Consider the following 18,401-nt stretch of genomic DNA (forward strand, 5'->3'; position numbering starts at 1 on the left):
CCTCGGCCGATCCGAGGCGGCCGGTCGACGTGAGCCGGGCGGCCGCCCCGGAGACCGATCAGCCGGCGCGTGCGTCGCCCGCCGTCTGGTCGAGCCTCTCGAGCCGCCACGACGGGACGGGTTCGAACGCCCGCCGCATCAGGCGGAGGACGGCGCCGCGGTGCTCCATGCGATGCGACACGAGGGTGCCGCCCGGCACCCTGTCCATCCGCCATTCGCCGAGCTCGTCGGCGCCGGGGGCCACGAGACGGTAGGCGACTCGCGCCGGGCCGGTCTCGAGGTACGTGATGTGGCCGCCGACCAGCCCTCGGATCCGGATCGGGTACGCCCGGCCGATCGTCGCCGGCCCAGGAGGCGCGGTGACGGACGACAGCGCCGGATTCCAGTCGGCGACGGCCGAGACCTCGACGAGCGCCCGCAGGACGTCCGCCGGGCGACGCCGCATCGAGCGGCTGGCCGAATGCACGACGGGCATCACGTCGCGGCCCCCCGCAGCTCGCCGACCAGGCGTTCGGCCCGGCGCACCCGAGACGCGTGGTGCGGGTGCTGCGTCGGCGTCTCGGCCACGACCCGTCGCAGTTGCTCGAGCGCCTGCCGATGCCGACCGAGCCGCTGCAGGGCCTCGGCCGAGGCCATGGCGGTGCGGGTGGGGTCGGCGGCGTCGGCCGCGGCGACCGCGAACCGCTCGAGCGCCCGCTCGGCGCCGCCGCCGAGGGCCGTCGGCACGGCGAGACACCATCGACCCAGCAGGTAGTTGGCCAGCGGATGGGCGGGGGCCTCGCCGAGGAGGCGCGCGAGGCGTCCGCGGATCACCATCGCGGCCACGAGACGGACCGGCCCCCGCCACCGGGTCGCCCGGAGAGCCGCGAGTCGGATCCGCTGCGTCCGCAGGTCGAGACCCCGACGCTCGACGGTGCCGACCACGGTGGTCAGCATGCGCAGTCGACGGAGCACCGCGGGGGCGATCCGCCCGTCGTCCGTCAGCTGGCGGACGATGGAGGCGTCGACGGCGTCGGCCGCGGGCGGCACGGGGATCGCCGACGAACGCGCTGCGTTCCGGGCCGCCCGGGCCACGAGCGACTCGACAACCGCCCGGCTCGACCCGGCGAGGGCCTGCGCCGCCTCGGGCTTCGTCAGTGTGGAGTCGACCTCGAGGGGCGCGCCGATCACGACGTCGACGCGACCTCGTCGGAACCACCGGTCGCCTTTGCGGAGCACGTCGGCGGTGCCGTGCAGACCGATGGGGATCATGGGCGCCCCGTGGGCGAGGGCGAATCGGAAGGCCCCGGGCTTGAACTCGCGCATCGGACCGCCGTCTCCGCGGGTGCCCTCCGGATAGACGCAGAGCCCGTCGCCCGAGCCGAGCACCCGCCGGACCTCGCGGAGGGTGTCGGGCCCGGGGACGTCGCGGTCGACCGGGATGCCGTACCAGGCCGTCGCCCACAGACGAGGGAACGGCCGGGCGAAGCTCTCGCGCTTGGTGAGGAACCAGACAGGACGGCCCCGGAGGGTCTGGACCACCACCTGGACGACGAAGTGGTCGAAGTAGCTGGCGTGGTTCGGGACGACGACGAGCGGACCGTCGAGCGGGATGTTCTCGAGCCCTTCGACGCTGCCGATGCGCCGTCGGACGATGCGCCACACCACCGACCGGGTCGCCCCGCGGATGACGCGGAGGGCCAGCATCAGTCGCGACCCTGCTCAGTGCGAGCCTCGTCGGCGCGGTGACGGACGAGCTCCGCGATGCTCGTCAGCACGAGGCCGTGCTCGGCCGCGAACTCGCGCAGGGCGTCGAGACGGAGCATCTCGCCGTCGACCCCGATGATCTCGACGATGACGCCGGCGGGCGCGCACCCGGCCAGACGGGCGAGATCGACCGACGCCTCGGTGTGACCGGGTCGCTCGAGGACCCCGCCGGGGCGGGCGATCAGCGGGAACACGTGCCCGGGTCGGGCGAGGTCGTTAGCGTCGCCCGACACGGCGAGGTGGATGGTGGTCGCCCGCTCGGAGGCGGAGATGCCCGTGGTGACGCCGTGAGCGGGTGTGCCGTCGATCGACACAGTGAAGGCGGTCGACTGGTGGTCTTCGTTCTTCTCGACCATGGGGTCGAGTCGCAGCTCGGCCGCGCGCCCCTCGTCGAGCGCGAGGCAGACCAGGCCGCGACCGTGGGTGATCATGAAGTTCACGATCTGGGGTGTGACGTGCTCGGCGGCGACGATGAGATCGCCTTCGTTCTCGCGGTCCTCGTCGTCGACCACGACGACCATCTCGCCGCGGCCGATGGCGTCGATGGCGGCTCGGGCGTCGCTCAGGGGCGCGGCGCCGATGGCGGCGGGCGGTGCGTCGGGGGTCTCGGTCTGCAGGGTCATGGTGCTCCTCGTGAGGTGATGTGTCGCGTGGCGGGCTGTGCCAGCAGCCAGAATGTCAGATGTATGACTTCACAACAAATGTCGAGACATCTATCGGCCTCGAGTCTCGAATCGACGTCGGACCCGCTACGTGATACAACATGCATGTTCCATCATCTACCGGCGTCGTCCGACGCCCTCGACGGGAGACCGCCATGTCACGACCGAACCATCCCCTCAGGCGAGCACCTCGCCTCGTCCTCACCGCGTGGGTGATCCTGGTGGCGGTCGCCGCGGCCCTCGCCCTCCAGCTCGACGGCGCCCTGTCGGGCGGCGGCTTCACCGCACCCCAGGCGGAGGCGCTGGTCACCCAGGCGGGCATCGAACGCGACTTCGGCGACGCCCCCAACCAGGTCGTCGTGGTGCTCGACGGCGACGACGCCATCTCCCCCGCCGCGATCGACGAGGCGACGGCGCTGCTCACCGACCATGGAGCGGTCTCGGTGACGACACCCGGGCAACGACCCGATTACGCGTCCGCCGACGGCCGGACGGTCGTGATCACCGGGGGCTTCGACGGCGACAACACCGTCGCTCAGAACCTCACCCCCGACCTGCAGGAGGGCGTCTCCGACCTGGCCGGCGGCGTCGACGGCTACGTGACGGGTCAGCCCGCACTCGACTACCAGCTGAACGCCCACTCGAAGGAGGACGCCCTCCGGGCCGAGCTGATCGTCTTCCCCGTGCTGATCGTCGTCCTCCTCATCGTCTTCCGCTCGGTGGCCGCCGCCGTCGTGCCCCTGCTCATCGCCGGCTCCTCGCTCGCGATCGCCCTGGGCGTCGGCTACCTCATCGCCCGCGAGACCGACGTCTCGAACCTGTACTCGAACATCGTCTCGATGATCGGCCTGGCGGTGTCCGTCGACTACTCGCTGTTCATCGTGAAGAGATTCCGCGAAGGCTGAGCCACGGTCGGAGCGTGCGCGACGCCGTCGATGTCGCGATGGCCCGCGCGGGTCATTCGGTGCTGTTCTCCGGCGCCGCGGTCATCGTGGCCCTGGCCGCCCTGCTCGTCCCCCGCGTCATGGCCTTCACGAGCATCGCCCTGGGCGGCATGATCGTCACCGCGGTGGCGTTGGTGCTCACGCACACCGTCCTGCCGTCGCTCCTGATCCTCCTCGGTCGTCGCATCGACTGGGGTCGCGTCCCCCTGCCCAGCCGTCGACCTCGCCGGGCGTCGGGCTCCACCGCCGCCGACTCGACGAGCACCGGCACGGGCATGCACGGTCGCCCGAGCCCGACCCGCGCGATGTCGGCCGTCGTGGCCCTCGTCGGCGTCGTGGGGCTGCTCGCCGTGTCGTCGCCGGCCCTCGGCCTCTCGTTGCAGTCGCCGGTCGCGAGCGCCACCGTCCTGCCCGAAGACGACCCCGCTCGCATCGGACTCGACGTGGCCGCGGCCCGGATCGGCGTGGACGACCTCTTCCCGCTCCAGGTCGTCATCGGCGCGGACGACGCATCGGAGCTCGTCGACGACGTGGCGACGGCCAGCCGCCTGCTGCAGGAGCACGCCGACGTCGCCTCGGTCACGAGCGTCACCACCTCCGGGGTCGACCCGGCGCTGCTCCCCGCGCTGCTGGCCAGCGACGAGGCTCCCGCCGAACTGGGGGCGCTGTGGGCCGAGGGCTCCGCGGGGACGGTCGCGCGCCTCCTCGTCACCACCGACGACGGACCGGACTCGGTCGAGGCGCACGACCTCGTCCGCGAGATCCGCGACGAGCTGCCCGACGAGCTCGGCTCGTCGTCGACCGTCGCCGTCGCCGGGGCGACCGCCCAGGGGCTCGACTTCGACGAGACGCTCGTCGACTCGCTGCCGACCATCGCCGTCCTCGTGTTCGTCGCGACGTTCCTGCTGCTGATCGTCGCATTCCGATCCGTGACGCTCTCGCTGCTGGCGCTCGCGTTCAACGCGCTCGTCGTCGGGGCGAGCCTCGGAGCGCTCACCCTCGTCCAATCGCTCACGAGCGACGTGCCGCTGAACTCCGTCACACCCGTCCTGCTCTTCGCCGTGATGTTCGGCCTGAGCATGGACTACATGGTGATCATCATCGCCCGGATCGCCGAGACCTACGAGCGTGGAGCCGTCTTCGGCTCCGCGGTGACCGACGGGCTGCGGGCGACCCGACCCATGATCAACAGCGCCGCCCTCATCATGATCGTCGTGTTCCTGGCGTTCATGACCGGGCAGATCAGCATCGTGCGAGAGATCGGCCTCGGGCTGGCGATCGCGGTGGCCCTCGACGCCGTCGTCATCCGCACGATCGTGCTGCCGTCCGTGCTGCGGGCCATCGGACCGGGTGTCTTCGGGGCGCGGAGTCGTCGACGTCGACCGCAGCCCCAGACGGCGGGCGGTAATCTCGTGTCGTGACATCCTCTGGCGGACCCCGAGCCGAGCTGGCCCCCTCCGAGTTGCGCTACCTCGTGCTCGCCGCCCAGCGCGAAGGCAACCGAGCCGTGGCCGACGCGCTGGCCCCCGTCGGGCTGACACCCTCGCAGGCCGAGGTCGTCGGGGTGCTCGACGACTCCGGCCCCCTGACGCTCAAGGCCCTGGGCGAGCTGATCGTCTGCGAGACCGGCAGCCCGAGCCGGATCGTCGACGCGCTGGTCCGCCGTGGGCTCGTCGCCCGGGAGACGAGCCCCGACGACCGCCGCGCCGTCGTCCTCAGCCTCACCGATGACGGCCGGTCGCTCGTGCCGCACGTGCGGGCGGTCGACGCGGGGATGGACGACGTGCAGGGCCGCACCTCGGGCGACGACCTGGCCGGGCTCGTCGCGGTGCTCCGCGGGTTCCTCGCCGGCTCGGCCAGCGCGGAGGTGCTCGACCGGCGATTCGGCCCCGACCGCACGGCGATCGAGGACGCTCCTAGTTCCGACTGAGCAGACTCCTCAGCCCCGCCAGGCGGATCGGTCGGGCGCAGGAAAGGCATGAAGGGGTTGTGCGTACACCTCGAGGGTCGACAATGTCGGAGTGAGCAAAAAGATCAAGACAGCCCTCAGAGATCTCGTCGACGCCCTCGAGAAGCACGCGGCAGTGACCGCGGAGCGACCGACCTCGTCCAAACGCGCCGGTCGTGCGACGGCGAAGGTCCGCTCCGCGGCCGCCGCCTACACGTCGATCGTCGCCGACAAGACCGGGCAGCCCAATCCGTTCGTCGACTTCCTCGACGACGAGACCGTCGCCTCGCTCCGCGCCGAACGCGACGCCGTCGCCCGTAAGCACGACGACAAGAAGTCGACGAGCGACGAGAAGATCGCCGTCGCGCCGATCCCGTCTCTCGACGAACTCACGAAGTCGGAGAAGAAGGGCAAGTCGGACAAGAAGAGCAAGTCCGACGATAAGGGCAAGTCGGACAAGAAGGGCAAGTCCGACAAGAAGGGCAAGTCCGACGGGAAGGGCGAGTCCGAGAAGACTGACAAGAAGGACAAGTCCGACAAGCCTTCGAAGACCGCCCCCGTCGCGTCGTCGATCTTCGTCCCGCCGCTGCCCCCTGTCGTCACCGTCGACGAGACCGTCGCCGACGACACCGCGACCGACCCGTCTCGCGATCTCACCTCGATGACGCTCGTGCAGCTGCGCGCCCTCGCGCGCGAGGCCGGGCTCTCCGGGGTGTCGCGGGCGACGAAGGCGCAGCTGATCGAGCACCTGCACCGCGGCGCCACCAGCTGAGTCGACGGACGACGGGAGGCGCGGGTCCACTGGACCCGCGCCTCCTTCATGTGTCTCCGCGTGCGCTCAGTCGACGCGGAGGGTCATCATCCCCTGCTTGTTGCTCTGCAGCACCTGGATGGTCGTTCCCGACCCGGCGACCTTGACCGAGCCCTGCGGGTTCGACGCGTCGTAGTACGCGAGCGGATCGCTGTCGTCGAACATCGACACCGCCGGTCGCGCCGGCGCGGTCATCGTCAGCGACGCGCCGCCGAGCTCGCGGTGCAGCGTGATCGGGTCGGTGCGCTGGATGCCGAACGTGGCGTCGAAGCTCTGGATCCGGTTGCGGGCGACCGAGCCGTCCGACCAGGTCAGCGCCGTCGGGTTCGCGTCGACCGGCAACGCGAGCCCCGCACCGGGGTGCTGCGCCGTGTTGTTGTCCGACTGCGCGGAGTCCCAGTAGGTGATGCTGAGGCCGTCCTGATACGGGAAGTGCTCGACGCGGTCAGGCTGCGACTCGAGCCAGCCGAAGTTGTACGGACCGGTGCGCAGGGTGTCGTCGTAGCCGCCGTACTGCCGGTTCTCGGCGAGATAGAAGCGGGCGTTCCCCTTCTTGTCGAAGGGCAGCGTGACCACGACGGCCTGCGGCTTCTTCGTGGCATGGAACGACGGGCCGATCTGGTGCGTGGACTTCGCCGCCTTCGGGCCGCCGACCGCGATCTCGTAGTCGAGCCAGCCGAGCTGCAGCTTCTCCCAGGCGCCCATCTGGTTCGGGGTGGTGCCGATCGCCCCGTCGCCGTGGCTGAGCCACGAACCCGAGCTCATCGAGAGTCCAGAAACCGGTGCCGTTCTCGCCGCCGCTGGTGTCGTAGAGGTCGGGCAGACCCAGGTCGTGACCGTACTCGTGGGCGAAGACGCCGAGGCCGCCGTTCTCGGGCTCGGTCGTGTAGTCGCGCACCCAGAAGTCGGTGTCGCCGATCTTCACTCCGCCGAACGGATTGACCGCGGGGCCCGCCGTGCCCTCCGCGTCCTGACCGACCGCCCAACGGTGCGACCAGATGGCACTCGAGTCGGCGCCCGCCTCCTCGCCCTCGCCGGCGTGGATGGCCTGGAAGTGGTCGATGTAGCCGTCGGGCTCGTCGAAGACGCCGTCGGCGTCGTAGTCGTAGCGATCCCACTGGTCGAAGGTCTGCAGGTACTCGGTGATCTGCGCGGGAGTCTTTCCGCGCGCGATCTGGTCGTCGTACCAGGCGTCGGCGGTGTCCTGCACGAAGCGGGTCATGTCGGCCTGGCTCTCGGTCTCGCCGTAGCTGGCCGACGAGTACGGAACGGTGACCCAGTCGCTGACGTCGCCGTCGACCGTGTACCGGCCGCTGGACATCTCCTCGTAGACGCCCTTCAGCGACTCGCCCTGCTGGTCGAAGAACATGTCGAGGTAGTGACCGCGGCTGAAGTCGTTGGTCCAGTACGTCGAGTTGTCGTTCACCCTGTCGGGCTGGGCGATCTCGTTGTGGATCGGGCCGGCCGGCGCGTCGGGGTAGCGCGGGTCGACCTCGTCGCCGAAGTCGACGAGGAACGACAGGATCTGGTCGCTCGACTCGACGCCGTACTGGGCCCACTGACCCGGCTTGATCTCGACCGACTCGCTGTCGCTGCGCGCGCTCCGCTGCTGCGGCTCGGCATGACCGGTGATCACCTGGGCCACCGCCTCGCGGTTCAGCTCGCGTTGGGCCTCGGCGGCGGGATCGGGACGATCGTCTCTGCTGCGGGGCGAGAGCTGACCGTCGGCACCGGGTGCCGAGGCGGCGGCGGGTGCCGCGGCGGCGGTGCCGGATGCCGCGGCGGCTGATGGCCCGGCGGCGGACCCGGTGGTGGGAGCGGCACCGGCCGGCGAGGCGAGCGAGGCGACGAGGAGCGACGCGAACGCCACTCCCCCGATCGCATTGACGTGGCGTTTCTTCACGAAGTGGACCCCTGTCGTTCATCCGAGAAAACTCTTAGGGAGAACATAGGTTCGTGGGGACTTCGTGCACAGTGGGCACTTCAGAGGTCGACGGTGTCCCCCGAACGAGGGAGCCGAGGAGGCGCGGGTCGACCCGACCCGCGCCTCCTTCATGCCCTGTGGCGCGTGGGTGGACGCCGCCGGTCAGCGGCCCGCCAGGCCCCGCACCAGCGCCAAGGCGACGTCAGCGGAGCGCCCGGCCGTCAGGGCCAGGTTCTCGTCGTGCACGTCGTGGGCGTCGGGCCCCGCGAGATCGCTGACGCCGCGCACCGAGACGAAGGGCACGCGGTAGACGTGGCAGGTCTGCGCGATGGCCATCGACTCCATGTCGACCGCGTCGACGTCGACCACGTCGGCGAAGGCGCTGCGGACGCCGACCACCCGGTCGGCGGTCATGAACGCGTCGCTCGACGCGATCAGGCCGGGGCGCACCGCCCAGCCGGCCTCGGACGCGACGGACGTCCCGTAGGCGAGGGCCGCCTCCATCAGGTCCGCGTCGGCGTGGAAGCTGGCCGGCATGCCCGGCACCTGACCGAGGCGGTACCCGAAGACGCGCGCGTCGGCGTCGAGATTGATGTACTCGGCGCCCGCGACCACGTCGCCGATCTCGATCCCGTGGCCCATGCCGGCCGCGGTTCCCGCGCTGACGACGGTCGGCACGACGCCGTCGAGGGCGCCCGCCCGCACGATGGCCGACGTCGTCGCACTGGCCGAGTTGACGAAGCCGATGCCGCCCTGCACGAGCAGCAGCTCGACCCCGTCGATCTCGACGACGCGCTGGAGCGAGCCGCCGACCGCCACGGGCTCGTCGACCCGGGAGGCGCGGTCGACGAACGGCTGGGCCTCGTCGCTCATCGCGACGACGACGATGATCGGCGGGACGGCCGCGCCCCGGCTCATCGGGTGACGGTCGACCACTGGTCGCGGGCCGCGAGGAACCCGCGCGCGACCTCCTGGGCGGCCTCGAGCGAGTGGTTCGCGCCCCAGCCGCACTGCGTCTCGTTCGCGGCCGGCACCTCGGTCGCGGTCGTGATGTCGGTCAGCGTGCCCTCGACCAGCGACATGACGTCGTCGATCTCGGGGGTGCCCTGCAGGATCAGGTAGAAGCCGGTCTGGCAGCCCATCGGCGAGAAGTCGATGACGTCGTTCGAGCGGTTGCGCGAGTGCTCGGCGAAGAGGTGCTCGAGCGAGTGCACGGCGGGCATCTCGAGGTGCGCCTCGTTCGGCTGCGTGAAGCGCACGTCGAACTTGGTGATCGTGTCGCCCTTCGGCAGCGTCTTGTGGTCGGCGACACGGATGTAGGGGGCCGCGACGGTGCGGTGGTCGAGGTTGAACGACTCGACGTTCATCTTGGGCTGGGTCACGATGTCTCCTCTGCGCCCGGGGCGCGGTCTCGATGGGCGGATCGCCCTGGGGGTGCAACGCCCGTACGAACCTAGGCCATTCCCCCCGGCCGTGTCGGCGGCGGCATCGAGGTGACGCGGAGAGAGCACCGTGCGGCGTTCAGGGCCCCCGTCGAGTCACCTCGATGCCGGGCGGCGAGCGCGGGGCCGGGTCGGGGTCAGCGGCGGCGGGGGACGACGAGGGGCGTGCCGGTGACGGGGTCGGGCACGATCAGGCAGGGCAGGTCGAACACGTCGGCGACGAGCTGCTCGGTGAGCACGTCGGCGGGTGCGCCGGTCGCCACGACGTCGCCGTCTTTCATCACGATCAGGTCGGTCGCGTACCTCGCCGCCTGGTTGAGGTCGTGCAGCACCGCGACCACCGTCGTCCCCTGCAGGTGCAGTCGGGCGAACAGGTCGAGCAGGTCGTACTGGTGCGCGATGTCGAGATAGGTCGTCGGCTCGTCGAGCAGCAGCACGGGGGTCTGCTGCGCGAGCGCCATCGCCACCCAGACGCGCTGCCGCTGGCCGCCCGAGAGCTCGTCGACCGCCACGTCGACCAGCCCCGTCAGGTCGGTCTCGACGAGGGCGGCGTCGACGGCCTCGCGATCGGCCGTCGTCCACTGGCGGAACAGCCCCTGATGCGGGTAGCGCCCGCGCGATACGAGCTCGGCCACGGTGATGCCCTCGGGAGCGGTGGAGGTCTGCGGCAGCAGCCCCACGGTGCGGGCCGCCTCCTTCGGCGGGACGGACGCGAGTTCGCGCCCGTCGAGCAGCACCGACCCCGACCGGGGCTTCAGGAGGCGCGCGAAGGCCCGCAGGAGAGTGGACTTCCCGCACGCGTTCGGCCCGACTATCACTGTGAACGAGCCGTCGCGGATCTCCGCGTCGACGGACTCGCTGACCGTCCGCCGGTCGTAGGCGAGGTGCGCGGACCGCGCGACCAGACGTGGCGACCGAGCGACGGGCGCGGGCGCGGCCGCGGCGCCGGATCCGTCCGCCGCAGCGGCGGTGGTGGGGGTTCTCTCGGTCACACGGACCTCCGACTCTCTCCGACGAGCAGCGTGATCAGGTAGACCCCGCCGATGACGAGTGTGACGAGCCCGACCGGCACCGGGCTCGACGTGATGTGCTGCGCCACCAGGTCGGCGACGAGCAGCAGGACCGCGCCCGTGAGGGCTCCGGCGACGAGGGGCACGCCCGCCGACCGGACGAGACGCCGGGCCAGCTGGGGGGCGGCGAGCGCGACGAATGCGATCGGCCCGGTGCTCGCGGTCACGACGGCCGTGAGCGCCACCCCGACGACGACCAGGGCCAGTCGCGCCCCCTCGGCCCCGAGGCCGTGCGACCGTGCGGCGTCGTCGCCGAGCTCGAGCTGCCGCAGCGGGCGGGACAGCAGCATCACGAGAGGCGTCAGCACGGCGATGAGCACGAGAGCGGGCACGAGCTGCGGCCAGCCGACGAGGGCGAGCGACCCGGCGCCCCAGAACGACGCGGTGAGGGCGACCTCGCTCTGCGCCCGCAGCAGCAGCCAGCTGTTGACGGAGTGCAGCAGCGCGGTCACGCCGATGCCGACGATGATCAGACGCAGGCCCTGGACTCCGCCGCGGTAGGCCAGCAGATACACGACCAGCGCCGTCAGCAGCCCTCCGGCGAGGGCGCCCCCGGCCGTGCCGAGGGTCGACGACGCACCCGTGACGATCACGACGATCGCGCCCGTGTAGGCGCCGGTCGAGAAGCCGATCACGTCGGGCGAGCCGAGCGGGTTGCGGGTCAGCGACTGGAAGATCGCGCCCGAGACGCCGAGCGCGGCGCCGAAGACGAGGGCGGCGAGCACACGCGGCAGTCGCCAGCCGAGCACGATGGTCGACGCGAAGCCGTCGCCGCCGAACAGGGCGCGGACGACCTCGATCGGGCTGAGCGGGTAGTCGCCGATGCCGAGTGCGACGATCGCCACGACGAGGGCGACGACGGCGAGCGCGATGGTCGCGACGCGGCGCCGACCCCGTGCCGTGGCGACGCGGCGGGGGCGCGGGCTCAGGGCGGTCATGCGCCGCCCACCCGGCGTCGACGGGCGATGGCGATCAGCACGGGGGCTCCGACGGCGGCGGTCACGAGCCCGGCGGCGAGCTCCCCGGGAGGCGCGACGACGCGACCGAGGACGTCCGCCAGCAGCAGCAGCGCCGGCCCGAGCAGGGCCGAGAGTCCGGTGATCCACGGCTGACTCGGCCCGACCAGACCTCGGGCGGTGTGGGCGACGATCAGGCCGACGAACGCGATGGGCCCGACGATCGCGGTCGCGCCTCCGGCGAGGAGCGTGACGACGATCAGCGACAGCACCCGCACGGTCGGCACCGAGACCCCCACCGACGCGGCGTGCTCGTCGCCGAGCGAGACCGCGTCGAGCGGCCGGGCGGCGATGAGGGCGACGACGAGGCCGGCGGCGACGAAGGGGGCGACGGTCAGCACGGGCTCCCAGCCGCGGTCGGCCAGCGAGCCGACCTCCCAGGCGCGGACGGCGTCGAAGCGGCGGGGGTCGGACAGCACGATGGACGAGGTGATGCCCGCGAGGACGGAGCCGAGCGCGAGACCGGCGAGGGTCAGACGGGCCGGACCACCGCCTCCTCGGCCCGCTCCCCGATGAGCGAGACCGCGACCGTCGCGAGACCGGCCCCGACCAGCGAGAACCATACCCAGCCGCTCGCGGCGGAGACGCCGAAGAAGCCGACCGCGAGGGCGACGGCGAAGGCGCTGCCCGAGGTGACGCCGAGGATGCCCGGGTCGGCCAGGGGGTTGCGGGTCACCGCCTGGACGACGGCGCCGGCCACCCCGAGACCCGCCCCCGCGACGATCGCCGCGACCGTGCGGGGCAGACGGAGGTCGAGCACCGCGGCGGCGTCGGCGGAGTCGCGCGACGCGGCGCCGGCGAGGATGCGGACCACCTCGTCGAAGGCCACGGGTCGCGCCCCGACGGCCAGCCCGAGGACGGCGGCGAGGACGAGGAGGAGGAGGGCGATCACCAGGGCGATCAGGCGGGTGCGGCGTCGGCGGACACCGCCGGCCGGCCGCTGAGCGCGGTCGACCCCGTGGACATCGGACGTCGCCATGCGGATTAGCTTAGGCTACCCTCACCTGAGACCCCGTCGAGGGTCCACCCCCGTCTCGTCGCCCACCCCTCCCCCACGCAAGGAATCCATGCGCAAGTCACTCACGCTCGCCTCCGTCATCGCCGTCGCCGCCCTCTCGCTCGCAGGCTGCTCGGCCGACTCCGACACCGATTCGGACGGAGGGTCGACCGGCGGCGGCGCCGGATTCCCCGTCACGGTCGAGACCGCCTTCGGAGACGTGACCGTCGACGAGAAGCCGCAACGCGTCGTCGCGCTCGGCTGGGGCGACGCCGAGACGGCCCTGGCGCTCGGCGTCCAGCCCGTCGGCGCCTCCGACTGGCTCGCCTTCGGCGAGGAGAACGACGGCGTCGGCCCCTGGGCGCAGGGTCTCTACGACACCCCGCCCGAGATCATCGGCACGCTCGAGCCCTCGTACGAGGCCATCGCGGCGCTCGAACCCGATCTCATCCTCGACACGAAGAGCTCCGGCGACCAGGCGCGCTACGACCGCCTCTCGGGCATCGCGCCGACCATCGGCGTCCCCGAGGGCGGCGAGAACTACCTGACCGACTTCGAGGACCAGATGGACCTCGTCTCCACCGCCCTCGGCGAGGAGGCCGAGGGCGATCGTCTCGTCGCCGAGAGCGAGGCGGCCGTCGAGGCCGTCGCCGACGCGCACCCCGAGTGGGACGACCTGACCGTGACCGCCGCTACGAAGACCAGCGAGGGCTGGGGCGCCTACATCGAGGGCTCCGAGCGCGTCGACCTGCTCGAGGAGTTCGGCTTCGATCAGAACGCCGAGATCTCGGCGCTGACCCCGAACGCCGGCGGCTTCTCGGTCACCATCTCGTCCGAGCAGCTCGACGTGATCGACGCCGACGTGATCATCGCGTTCCCGATCTTCATCGAGACGACCGAGATCACCGACGACCCGCAGTGGCAGCAGCTGCCCGCGGTGAAGGCCGGCCACGACATCGTGATCGACGGCGACGTCTCGTCGGCCTACTCGCTCGGCACCTCGCTCTCCCGCCAGTACGCCCTCGACCAGCTCGTCCCGCTGCTCGAGGACGCCACGGCGAACTGATCGGAGGCGACCGCATGAGCGAGACGACTCCGGAGACCGGCACCGCACCTCCTCGGCGCCCGGCCCGGCGACAGCACGTGCTCGTCGTCGAGCGGACCGAGCGCGTGTCGCCCCACCTGATGCGCGTGCACCTGGGCGGACCGGCGTTCGACGGGTTCGTCGAGGCGGGCGAGGCCACGCTGACCTCGACCGACCGCTACGTCAAGCTGCTGCTGGCCCGCCCCGGCCTCGGTCTGCAGCCGCCGTTCGACCTCGAGGCGCTGCGGGCCGAGCTCGCACCCGCCGACCTGCCGGTCCGTCGCACCTACACCGTGCGGTCGATCGACCGGGCGACGCGCACCATCGCGATCGACTTCGTCGTGCACGGCGACGAGGGCGTGGCCGGGCCCTGGGCTCTCGCGGCCCGGCCGGGCGATCCACTGCAGATGTCGACGCCCGCCGGCCTCTGGGCACCGGTCGACGACCCCGGGGTATGGCACCTGCTGCTCGCCGACGACTCGGCGCTGCCCGCGGTGGCGTCGGCTCTCGAGTCGATGACCGCCGACTCGCGCGGGCTGGCCCTCGTCGAGGTCGACACGGCCGACGACGAGCTCGACCTCGTCCGACCGGCGGGAGTCGAGCTGCGCTGGCTGCACCGGCGCGGGACCGCCACCCCGGGGGCGCCGCTCGTCGCCGCCCTCGCGGCGCTCGACGCCCCCGAGGGCACGGTCGCGGTCTTCGCCCACGGCGAGCGCGGAGCCATGAAGGAGGCGCGGGCGATCCTGCAGGACGCCTGGGGTCTCGATCGCGCGGCCCTCTCGGTGTCGGCGTACTGGGCGCTCGGTCGGGCGGAGGATCGGTTCCAGGAGGAGAAGCGCGAGCCCATCGGAGCGATCTTCACGGACTGACCCGGGTGGTCGACGACGGCTGTGGTGCACAAGGAGGCGCGAAGAGGCGCAAGATGTCTTCCGTGCAGAATGTGCAGAACGACCTGATGTCGCCCGAGAACAACGTCCAGCGGATCATGTGGACGGGGACCTACTGGTTCATGGCCGCCGTCGGGAGCGTCGCGGTGAGCCTCGGTCTCCTCCTCTCGTCGGGTTGGCGCCCCACCGTGCTGCCGACCGGACTCGCCGTCCTGTTCTGGGCCGCCTTCGGCCTGGTGGCCTTGAGCATCGGACTGATCGGCTGGTCGGGCTGCCCCATCCTCGAGGTCGACGTGCCCACCGCCAGTCGCAACAAGTCGCTGACGATGCAGGGCGGCACGATGTTCTTCATCGTCGGGATGACCGCAGCGGCGGCCGCCGTGCTGCTCGGCCCGGCCGCCTGACGGGGCGTCGCCGGCGCCGTCTCCCTCGACCGACGAGTAATCACGGTCGGCTGACAATGTGCTGACGGGGCCCTGAGCGGGCTTCGCCGGGAGGCGGACCGGACCGTACGGTCGGAGGCGATGACACGACGACTCGACTCCCCCAGCCAGGCCGCCGCATCGATCGGCGCGATCGCATGAGCGACGACGGACACCGAGCCTCCTGGGCGTCCCGGACGGGCGGCGCCCTCGGGGCGATCGCCGGCATGACCGGGCTCTCGGTCGTGGTCGGCGTGCTCGTCACCGTGCTCGTGACACCGGTGATCGCCGTCGCCGGCAGCGGTGCGAGCTTCGGCGTCAGGGCGTTCAACACGATCCCCGAGGCGCTCGAGATCGGCGAGCAGGCCCAGACCAGCGAGCTCTACGCCACCCGCGGCGGCGAACCGGTCAAGATGGCCGAGTTCTTCTCCCAGGACCGCCAGGAGGTCGGCTGGGACGCCGTCGCCCAGAGCGCGAAAGACGCGGCCATCGCCACGGAGGACCCTCGGTTCTACGAGCACGCGGGCGTCGACTCGTTCGCGGCCATCCGCGCGGTGTTCCAGAACGTGGCGAGCGGCGGCGTCGAGAGCGGCGCGTCGACGATCACGATGCAGTACGTCCGCAACGTGCTGGTGCAGCAGGCCGAGGAGATGCTCGAGTCGGGCGACCCCGAGGTCGTCGAGGCCGGCGAGGCCGCCTACGAGGAGGCCACCGTCACGACCCTGCCGCGCAAGCTGCGGGAGATCAAGATGGCGATCGGCGTCGAGGAGCGCTTCGAGAAGGACGAGATCCTGCTCGCGTACCTCAACATCGCGAACTTCGGCGGACGCGTCTACGGCATCGAGTCGGCGGCGCAGTACTACTTCGGGGTGTCCGCCGCCGAGCTGACCCCGGCGCAGTCGGCCAGTCTCGTCGCCACGGTCAACTCGCCCGCCGAGCTCCGCATCGACGACGAGTCCAACATCGCCCTCAACACCGGACGCCGCGACCTGCTGCTCGCGAACATGAACGAGCAGGGCATGCTCTCCGACGCCGACTACACGGCGGCCGTCGAGACCCCCGTCGCGCCCGTCATCACCGCGGCCACGAGCGGCTGCGCGAACACGCAGCCCGCCTCGGCCGCGTACTTCTGCGACTACGTGCGATCCGAGGTGCTGAACGACCCGGCCTTCGGCGAGACCGCCGACGAGCGCGCCGCGCTGCTGAACCGCGGCGGACTGCGCATCATGACGACGCTCGACCTCGACGTGCAGGACGCCGCCGCGGGCACCCTGCAGGCCCAGGTGCCCGGCAGCGTCGGGTTCGCCGACCTCGGCGGATCGCTCGTGTCGACCGAGGCCCGCACCGGGCGCATCGTCGCGATGGCCCAGAACACCGCCTACGGCAGCAGCCAGGACGCCGCCGGCACCACGCAGGTGAACTACGCCGCCGACTCGAGCCACGGCGGCTCGACCGGGTTCCAGGTCGGGTCGACGTACAAGGCGTTCACGCTGGTCGACTGGCTGCGCAACGGCAACTCGCTCTACGACGTCGTCAACGCCTCGAAGAACGACTGGAACACCGCCGAGTTCTCGTCGTGCCAGGGCGGATTCGGCTCGCAGCCGTACCCCGTGACCAACGACACCGGCGGCGCGCGCAGCGACATGACGCCGCTCCGGGCGACGACGCAGTCCGTCAACACGGCGTTCATCGCCATGGCCGCCGAGCTCGACCTCTGCGACATCGCCGACGCCGCCTCCGACCTCGGGGTCACCAACGCCGACGGCCGCGAGCTCAGCATCTTCCCCTCCGACGTGCTCGGCTCGGGCGCCAACACGATCGCCCCGTTGCAGATGGCGTCGGCGTTCGGCTCGATAGCGAACGGCGGCACGGCCTGCTCGCCGATCGCCATCGCCAGCGTCACCCGCCCCGACGGCTCGACCGTCGCGCCGCCGTCGGCCGACTGCCGCGAGGCGGTCGACCCCGCGGTCGCCGCGACCACGGCCTTCGCCCTGCGCTCCGTCGTCGCCCCCGGCGGCACGGGCGCGGCCTCGAACCCCGGCGACGGCGTGCCCCTGATGGGCAAGACCGGCACCACCGACAACGCCAAGGACACCTGGATGGTCGGCTCGACGACCGAGGTGGCCACCGCGATCTGGGTCGGCAACGTCCAGGGCGAGGTGAGCATGCGCCGCAACACTCTGCCGGGCGGCGGAGCGGACACCGCGCGGCACCGCGTGTTCCAGCCGTACATGCAGGCCGTCAACGACCTGTACGGCGGCCAGCCGTTCGCGGCGCCGAGCGCGGCCCTCACCGAGCGACCCGCACCTCCGCCCGCGCCGACCCCGGCGCCGTCCGCGAGGCCGTCGGCACCCGCGCCGGCACCGGCGCCCGCACCGGCACCGGCACCCGGGCCCGCACCCGCCCCGGGATCGCCCGACGCGGGCGACCAGCCCGAGCCGGGCGAGGGCGGCGGAGACTCCCCCGAGGGCGGATGATGCACGGTCGCGACGGGGCCGCGGGGGCCGGGGCCCGAGGAGCGGGGGCCTACGGCACCGGGGCCGAGGGTGCGGCTCGGCCCACCGTCGGGCCCGTCGCGGCGCCCGGGCTGCACATCATGACCTTCAACCTGCGGCGGCGTCTGCCGGCCATGCGGGCCGGCAGCCCCGACCGCTGGAGCCGGCGGGCACCACTGGTGGCGCGCCTCCTCGAGGCGGAGCACCCCGCTGTGCTGGCCGTGCAGGAGGTCATGCCCGATCAGTCCGTCGAACTGACCGCGATGCTCGGACCGAGCTACACGTCGATCGGCAGCGGCCGGGAGCGCGACCGCGGGGGCGAACGCGTCGAGCTGCACGTCGACACCGAGCGCCTCAGGGTGGTGTCGTCGCGCACCTGGTGGCTGTCCGACCGACCCGAGACGCCGGGGTCGCGGGGGCCGGGGGCGGTGTTCGCACGCGTCGTCGTCCAGGCGGAGCTGTCGGACATCGCGACCGGGGCGCGGTTCACCGTCGTCGCCGTGCACATCGACCCGTTCTCGGCCCGCGCGAAGCTCGACGCCGCCCGGCGGATCCGCGCCGTCGTGGCACGACTCGACGGACCGGTCATCGTGCTCGGCGACTTCAACGCCGACGACGATTCGCCGTCGCACGCGGAGCTGACCCGCGACGGGCTCCTCGTCGACGCCCGCGCCGTCGCCGACCGACTCGTCGACCCGGGATGGGGCAGCTGGTCGCACTACGGGCCGCCGCGCCCCGGTGGCCGTCGGCTCGACTGGGTGCTCGTCAGCCCCGACGCGCACGTCTCGGCGGCGGGTGTCGGGGCGCCCCGGTTCGCGGGTGCTGCGGCGTCGGACCACGACCCCGTGCACGCCGTGCTGCGCTGGCCCGCCGTGCGCCGAACCCCGGCGTGAGCATCGCACCCCCGCACGACGAGGTGCGATGCCCACGCGCGGGTTCACTCAGCGGCCGGG

The 18,401-nt window shown here is 72.2% G+C and carries 20 protein-coding genes; 9 read left to right on the forward strand and 11 right to left on the reverse strand.

All coding sequences use genetic code 11. The features are described 5' to 3' along the window. Positions 1 to 58: 58 nt before the first annotated feature. From ACZZY9_RS05835 to ribB, 3 genes are read right to left on the reverse strand one after another with little or no spacing between them, the layout of a single operon-like run. On the reverse strand, positions 59 to 475 hold the full coding sequence (locus ACZZY9_RS05835) for an SRPBCC family protein (protein ID WP_463463354.1): 417 nt from the start codon (positions 473 to 475) through the stop codon (positions 59 to 61). Next, the gene (locus tag ACZZY9_RS05840) at positions 475 to 1,686 is read right to left on the reverse strand and encodes a lysophospholipid acyltransferase family protein (RefSeq protein ID WP_243214113.1); all 1,212 of its coding nucleotides are present in this window, start codon (positions 1,684 to 1,686) and stop codon (positions 475 to 477) included. Before ACZZY9_RS05840 ends, ACZZY9_RS05835 begins: the two co-directional genes overlap by 1 nt. Then, positions 1,686 to 2,369, reverse strand: a complete 684-nt coding sequence (ribB, locus tag ACZZY9_RS05845; RefSeq protein ID WP_192061790.1) for a 3,4-dihydroxy-2-butanone-4-phosphate synthase — start codon at positions 2,367 to 2,369, stop codon at positions 1,686 to 1,688. The genes ACZZY9_RS05840 and ribB overlap by 1 nt, the downstream gene beginning before the upstream one ends. A 194-nt stretch (positions 2,370 to 2,563) precedes the next feature. Between ribB and ACZZY9_RS05850 the strand changes: the two genes are divergently transcribed. The 4 genes from ACZZY9_RS05850 to ACZZY9_RS05865 all read left to right on the forward strand — a co-directional run bounded on the left by ACZZY9_RS05850 (position 2,564) and on the right by ACZZY9_RS05865 (position 6,072). Next, positions 2,564 to 3,313, forward strand: coding sequence for an MMPL family transporter (locus ACZZY9_RS05850; RefSeq protein ID WP_463463355.1), 750 nt, complete (start codon positions 2,564 to 2,566; stop codon positions 3,311 to 3,313). A 14-nt stretch (positions 3,314 to 3,327) separates the two neighbouring features. Further along, positions 3,328 to 4,773 (forward strand): MMPL family transporter, encoded by a 1,446-nt coding sequence (locus ACZZY9_RS05855; RefSeq protein ID WP_463463356.1) that lies wholly within the window; start codon positions 3,328 to 3,330, stop codon positions 4,771 to 4,773. After that, positions 4,770 to 5,282, forward strand: coding sequence for a MarR family winged helix-turn-helix transcriptional regulator (locus ACZZY9_RS05860; protein WP_463463357.1), 513 nt, complete (start codon positions 4,770 to 4,772; stop codon positions 5,280 to 5,282). Before ACZZY9_RS05855 ends, ACZZY9_RS05860 begins: the two co-directional genes overlap by 4 nt. A 91-nt stretch (positions 5,283 to 5,373) precedes the next feature. Continuing rightward, positions 5,374 to 6,072, forward strand: coding sequence for a Rho termination factor N-terminal domain-containing protein (locus tag ACZZY9_RS05865; protein WP_463463358.1), 699 nt, complete (start codon positions 5,374 to 5,376; stop codon positions 6,070 to 6,072). Between the two features lie 66 nt (positions 6,073 to 6,138). Here ACZZY9_RS05865 and ACZZY9_RS05870 read toward each other — a convergent pair whose 3' ends face one another. From ACZZY9_RS05870 to ACZZY9_RS05905, 8 genes are all read right to left on the reverse strand, one after another. Continuing rightward, complete coding sequence (locus ACZZY9_RS05870) at positions 6,139 to 6,603, reverse strand: hypothetical protein (RefSeq protein ID WP_463464644.1); 465 nt, start codon at positions 6,601 to 6,603, stop codon at positions 6,139 to 6,141. Next, positions 6,557 to 8,014, reverse strand: coding sequence for an immune inhibitor A domain-containing protein (locus tag ACZZY9_RS05875; RefSeq protein WP_463463359.1), 1,458 nt, complete (start codon positions 8,012 to 8,014; stop codon positions 6,557 to 6,559). Before ACZZY9_RS05875 ends, ACZZY9_RS05870 begins: the two co-directional genes overlap by 47 nt. Positions 8,015 to 8,197: 183 nt before the next feature. Then, positions 8,198 to 8,953: a 5'-methylthioadenosine/S-adenosylhomocysteine nucleosidase gene (mtnN, locus tag ACZZY9_RS05880; RefSeq protein WP_463463360.1), complete on the reverse strand. Its 756-nt coding sequence runs from the start codon at positions 8,951 to 8,953 to the stop codon at positions 8,198 to 8,200. Beyond that, on the reverse strand, positions 8,950 to 9,402 hold the full coding sequence (locus ACZZY9_RS05885; protein ID WP_192061808.1) for an S-ribosylhomocysteine lyase: 453 nt from the start codon (positions 9,400 to 9,402) through the stop codon (positions 8,950 to 8,952). The genes mtnN and ACZZY9_RS05885 overlap by 4 nt, the downstream gene beginning before the upstream one ends. 212 nt (positions 9,403 to 9,614) lie before the next feature. Further along, complete coding sequence (locus ACZZY9_RS05890) at positions 9,615 to 10,469, reverse strand: ABC transporter ATP-binding protein (protein ID WP_463463361.1); 855 nt, start codon at positions 10,467 to 10,469, stop codon at positions 9,615 to 9,617. After that, positions 10,466 to 11,485, reverse strand: coding sequence for a FecCD family ABC transporter permease (locus ACZZY9_RS05895; RefSeq protein ID WP_463463362.1), 1,020 nt, complete (start codon positions 11,483 to 11,485; stop codon positions 10,466 to 10,468). The genes ACZZY9_RS05890 and ACZZY9_RS05895 overlap by 4 nt, the downstream gene beginning before the upstream one ends. After that, positions 11,482 to 12,126, reverse strand: a complete 645-nt coding sequence (locus tag ACZZY9_RS05900) for a FecCD family ABC transporter permease (RefSeq protein ID WP_463463363.1) — start codon at positions 12,124 to 12,126, stop codon at positions 11,482 to 11,484. Before ACZZY9_RS05900 ends, ACZZY9_RS05895 begins: the two co-directional genes overlap by 4 nt. Further along, entirely contained in the window at positions 12,036 to 12,542 is a 507-nt protein-coding gene (locus tag ACZZY9_RS05905; protein WP_463463364.1) for an iron chelate uptake ABC transporter family permease subunit, read from the reverse strand. Before ACZZY9_RS05905 ends, ACZZY9_RS05900 begins: the two co-directional genes overlap by 91 nt. Positions 12,543 to 12,630: 88 nt before the next feature. Between ACZZY9_RS05905 and ACZZY9_RS05910 the strand changes: the two genes are divergently transcribed. The 5 genes from ACZZY9_RS05910 (at position 12,631) to ACZZY9_RS05930 (ending at position 18,341) form a co-directional block, all read left to right on the forward strand. Further along, positions 12,631 to 13,626: an ABC transporter substrate-binding protein gene (locus tag ACZZY9_RS05910; RefSeq protein ID WP_463463365.1), complete on the forward strand. Its 996-nt coding sequence runs from the start codon at positions 12,631 to 12,633 to the stop codon at positions 13,624 to 13,626. A gap of 14 nt (positions 13,627 to 13,640) precedes the next feature. Next, entirely contained in the window at positions 13,641 to 14,513 is an 873-nt protein-coding gene (locus tag ACZZY9_RS05915) for a siderophore-interacting protein (RefSeq protein ID WP_463463366.1), read from the forward strand. A gap of 53 nt (positions 14,514 to 14,566) precedes the next feature. Further along, the gene (locus ACZZY9_RS05920) at positions 14,567 to 14,935 is read left to right on the forward strand and encodes a hypothetical protein (RefSeq protein WP_192061798.1); all 369 of its coding nucleotides are present in this window, start codon (positions 14,567 to 14,569) and stop codon (positions 14,933 to 14,935) included. A gap of 176 nt (positions 14,936 to 15,111) precedes the next feature. Continuing rightward, entirely contained in the window at positions 15,112 to 17,430 is a 2,319-nt protein-coding gene (locus tag ACZZY9_RS05925) for a transglycosylase domain-containing protein (RefSeq protein ID WP_463463367.1), read from the forward strand. Continuing rightward, positions 17,427 to 18,341 carry an endonuclease/exonuclease/phosphatase family protein gene (locus ACZZY9_RS05930; RefSeq protein ID WP_463463368.1) on the forward strand — a complete coding sequence of 305 codons (915 nt, stop codon included), beginning with the start codon at positions 17,427 to 17,429 and terminating at the stop codon, positions 18,339 to 18,341. The genes ACZZY9_RS05925 and ACZZY9_RS05930 overlap by 4 nt, the downstream gene beginning before the upstream one ends. Positions 18,342 to 18,401: the final 60 nt, after the last annotated feature.

The organism is Frigoribacterium sp. AC394, from assembly GCF_979258095.1.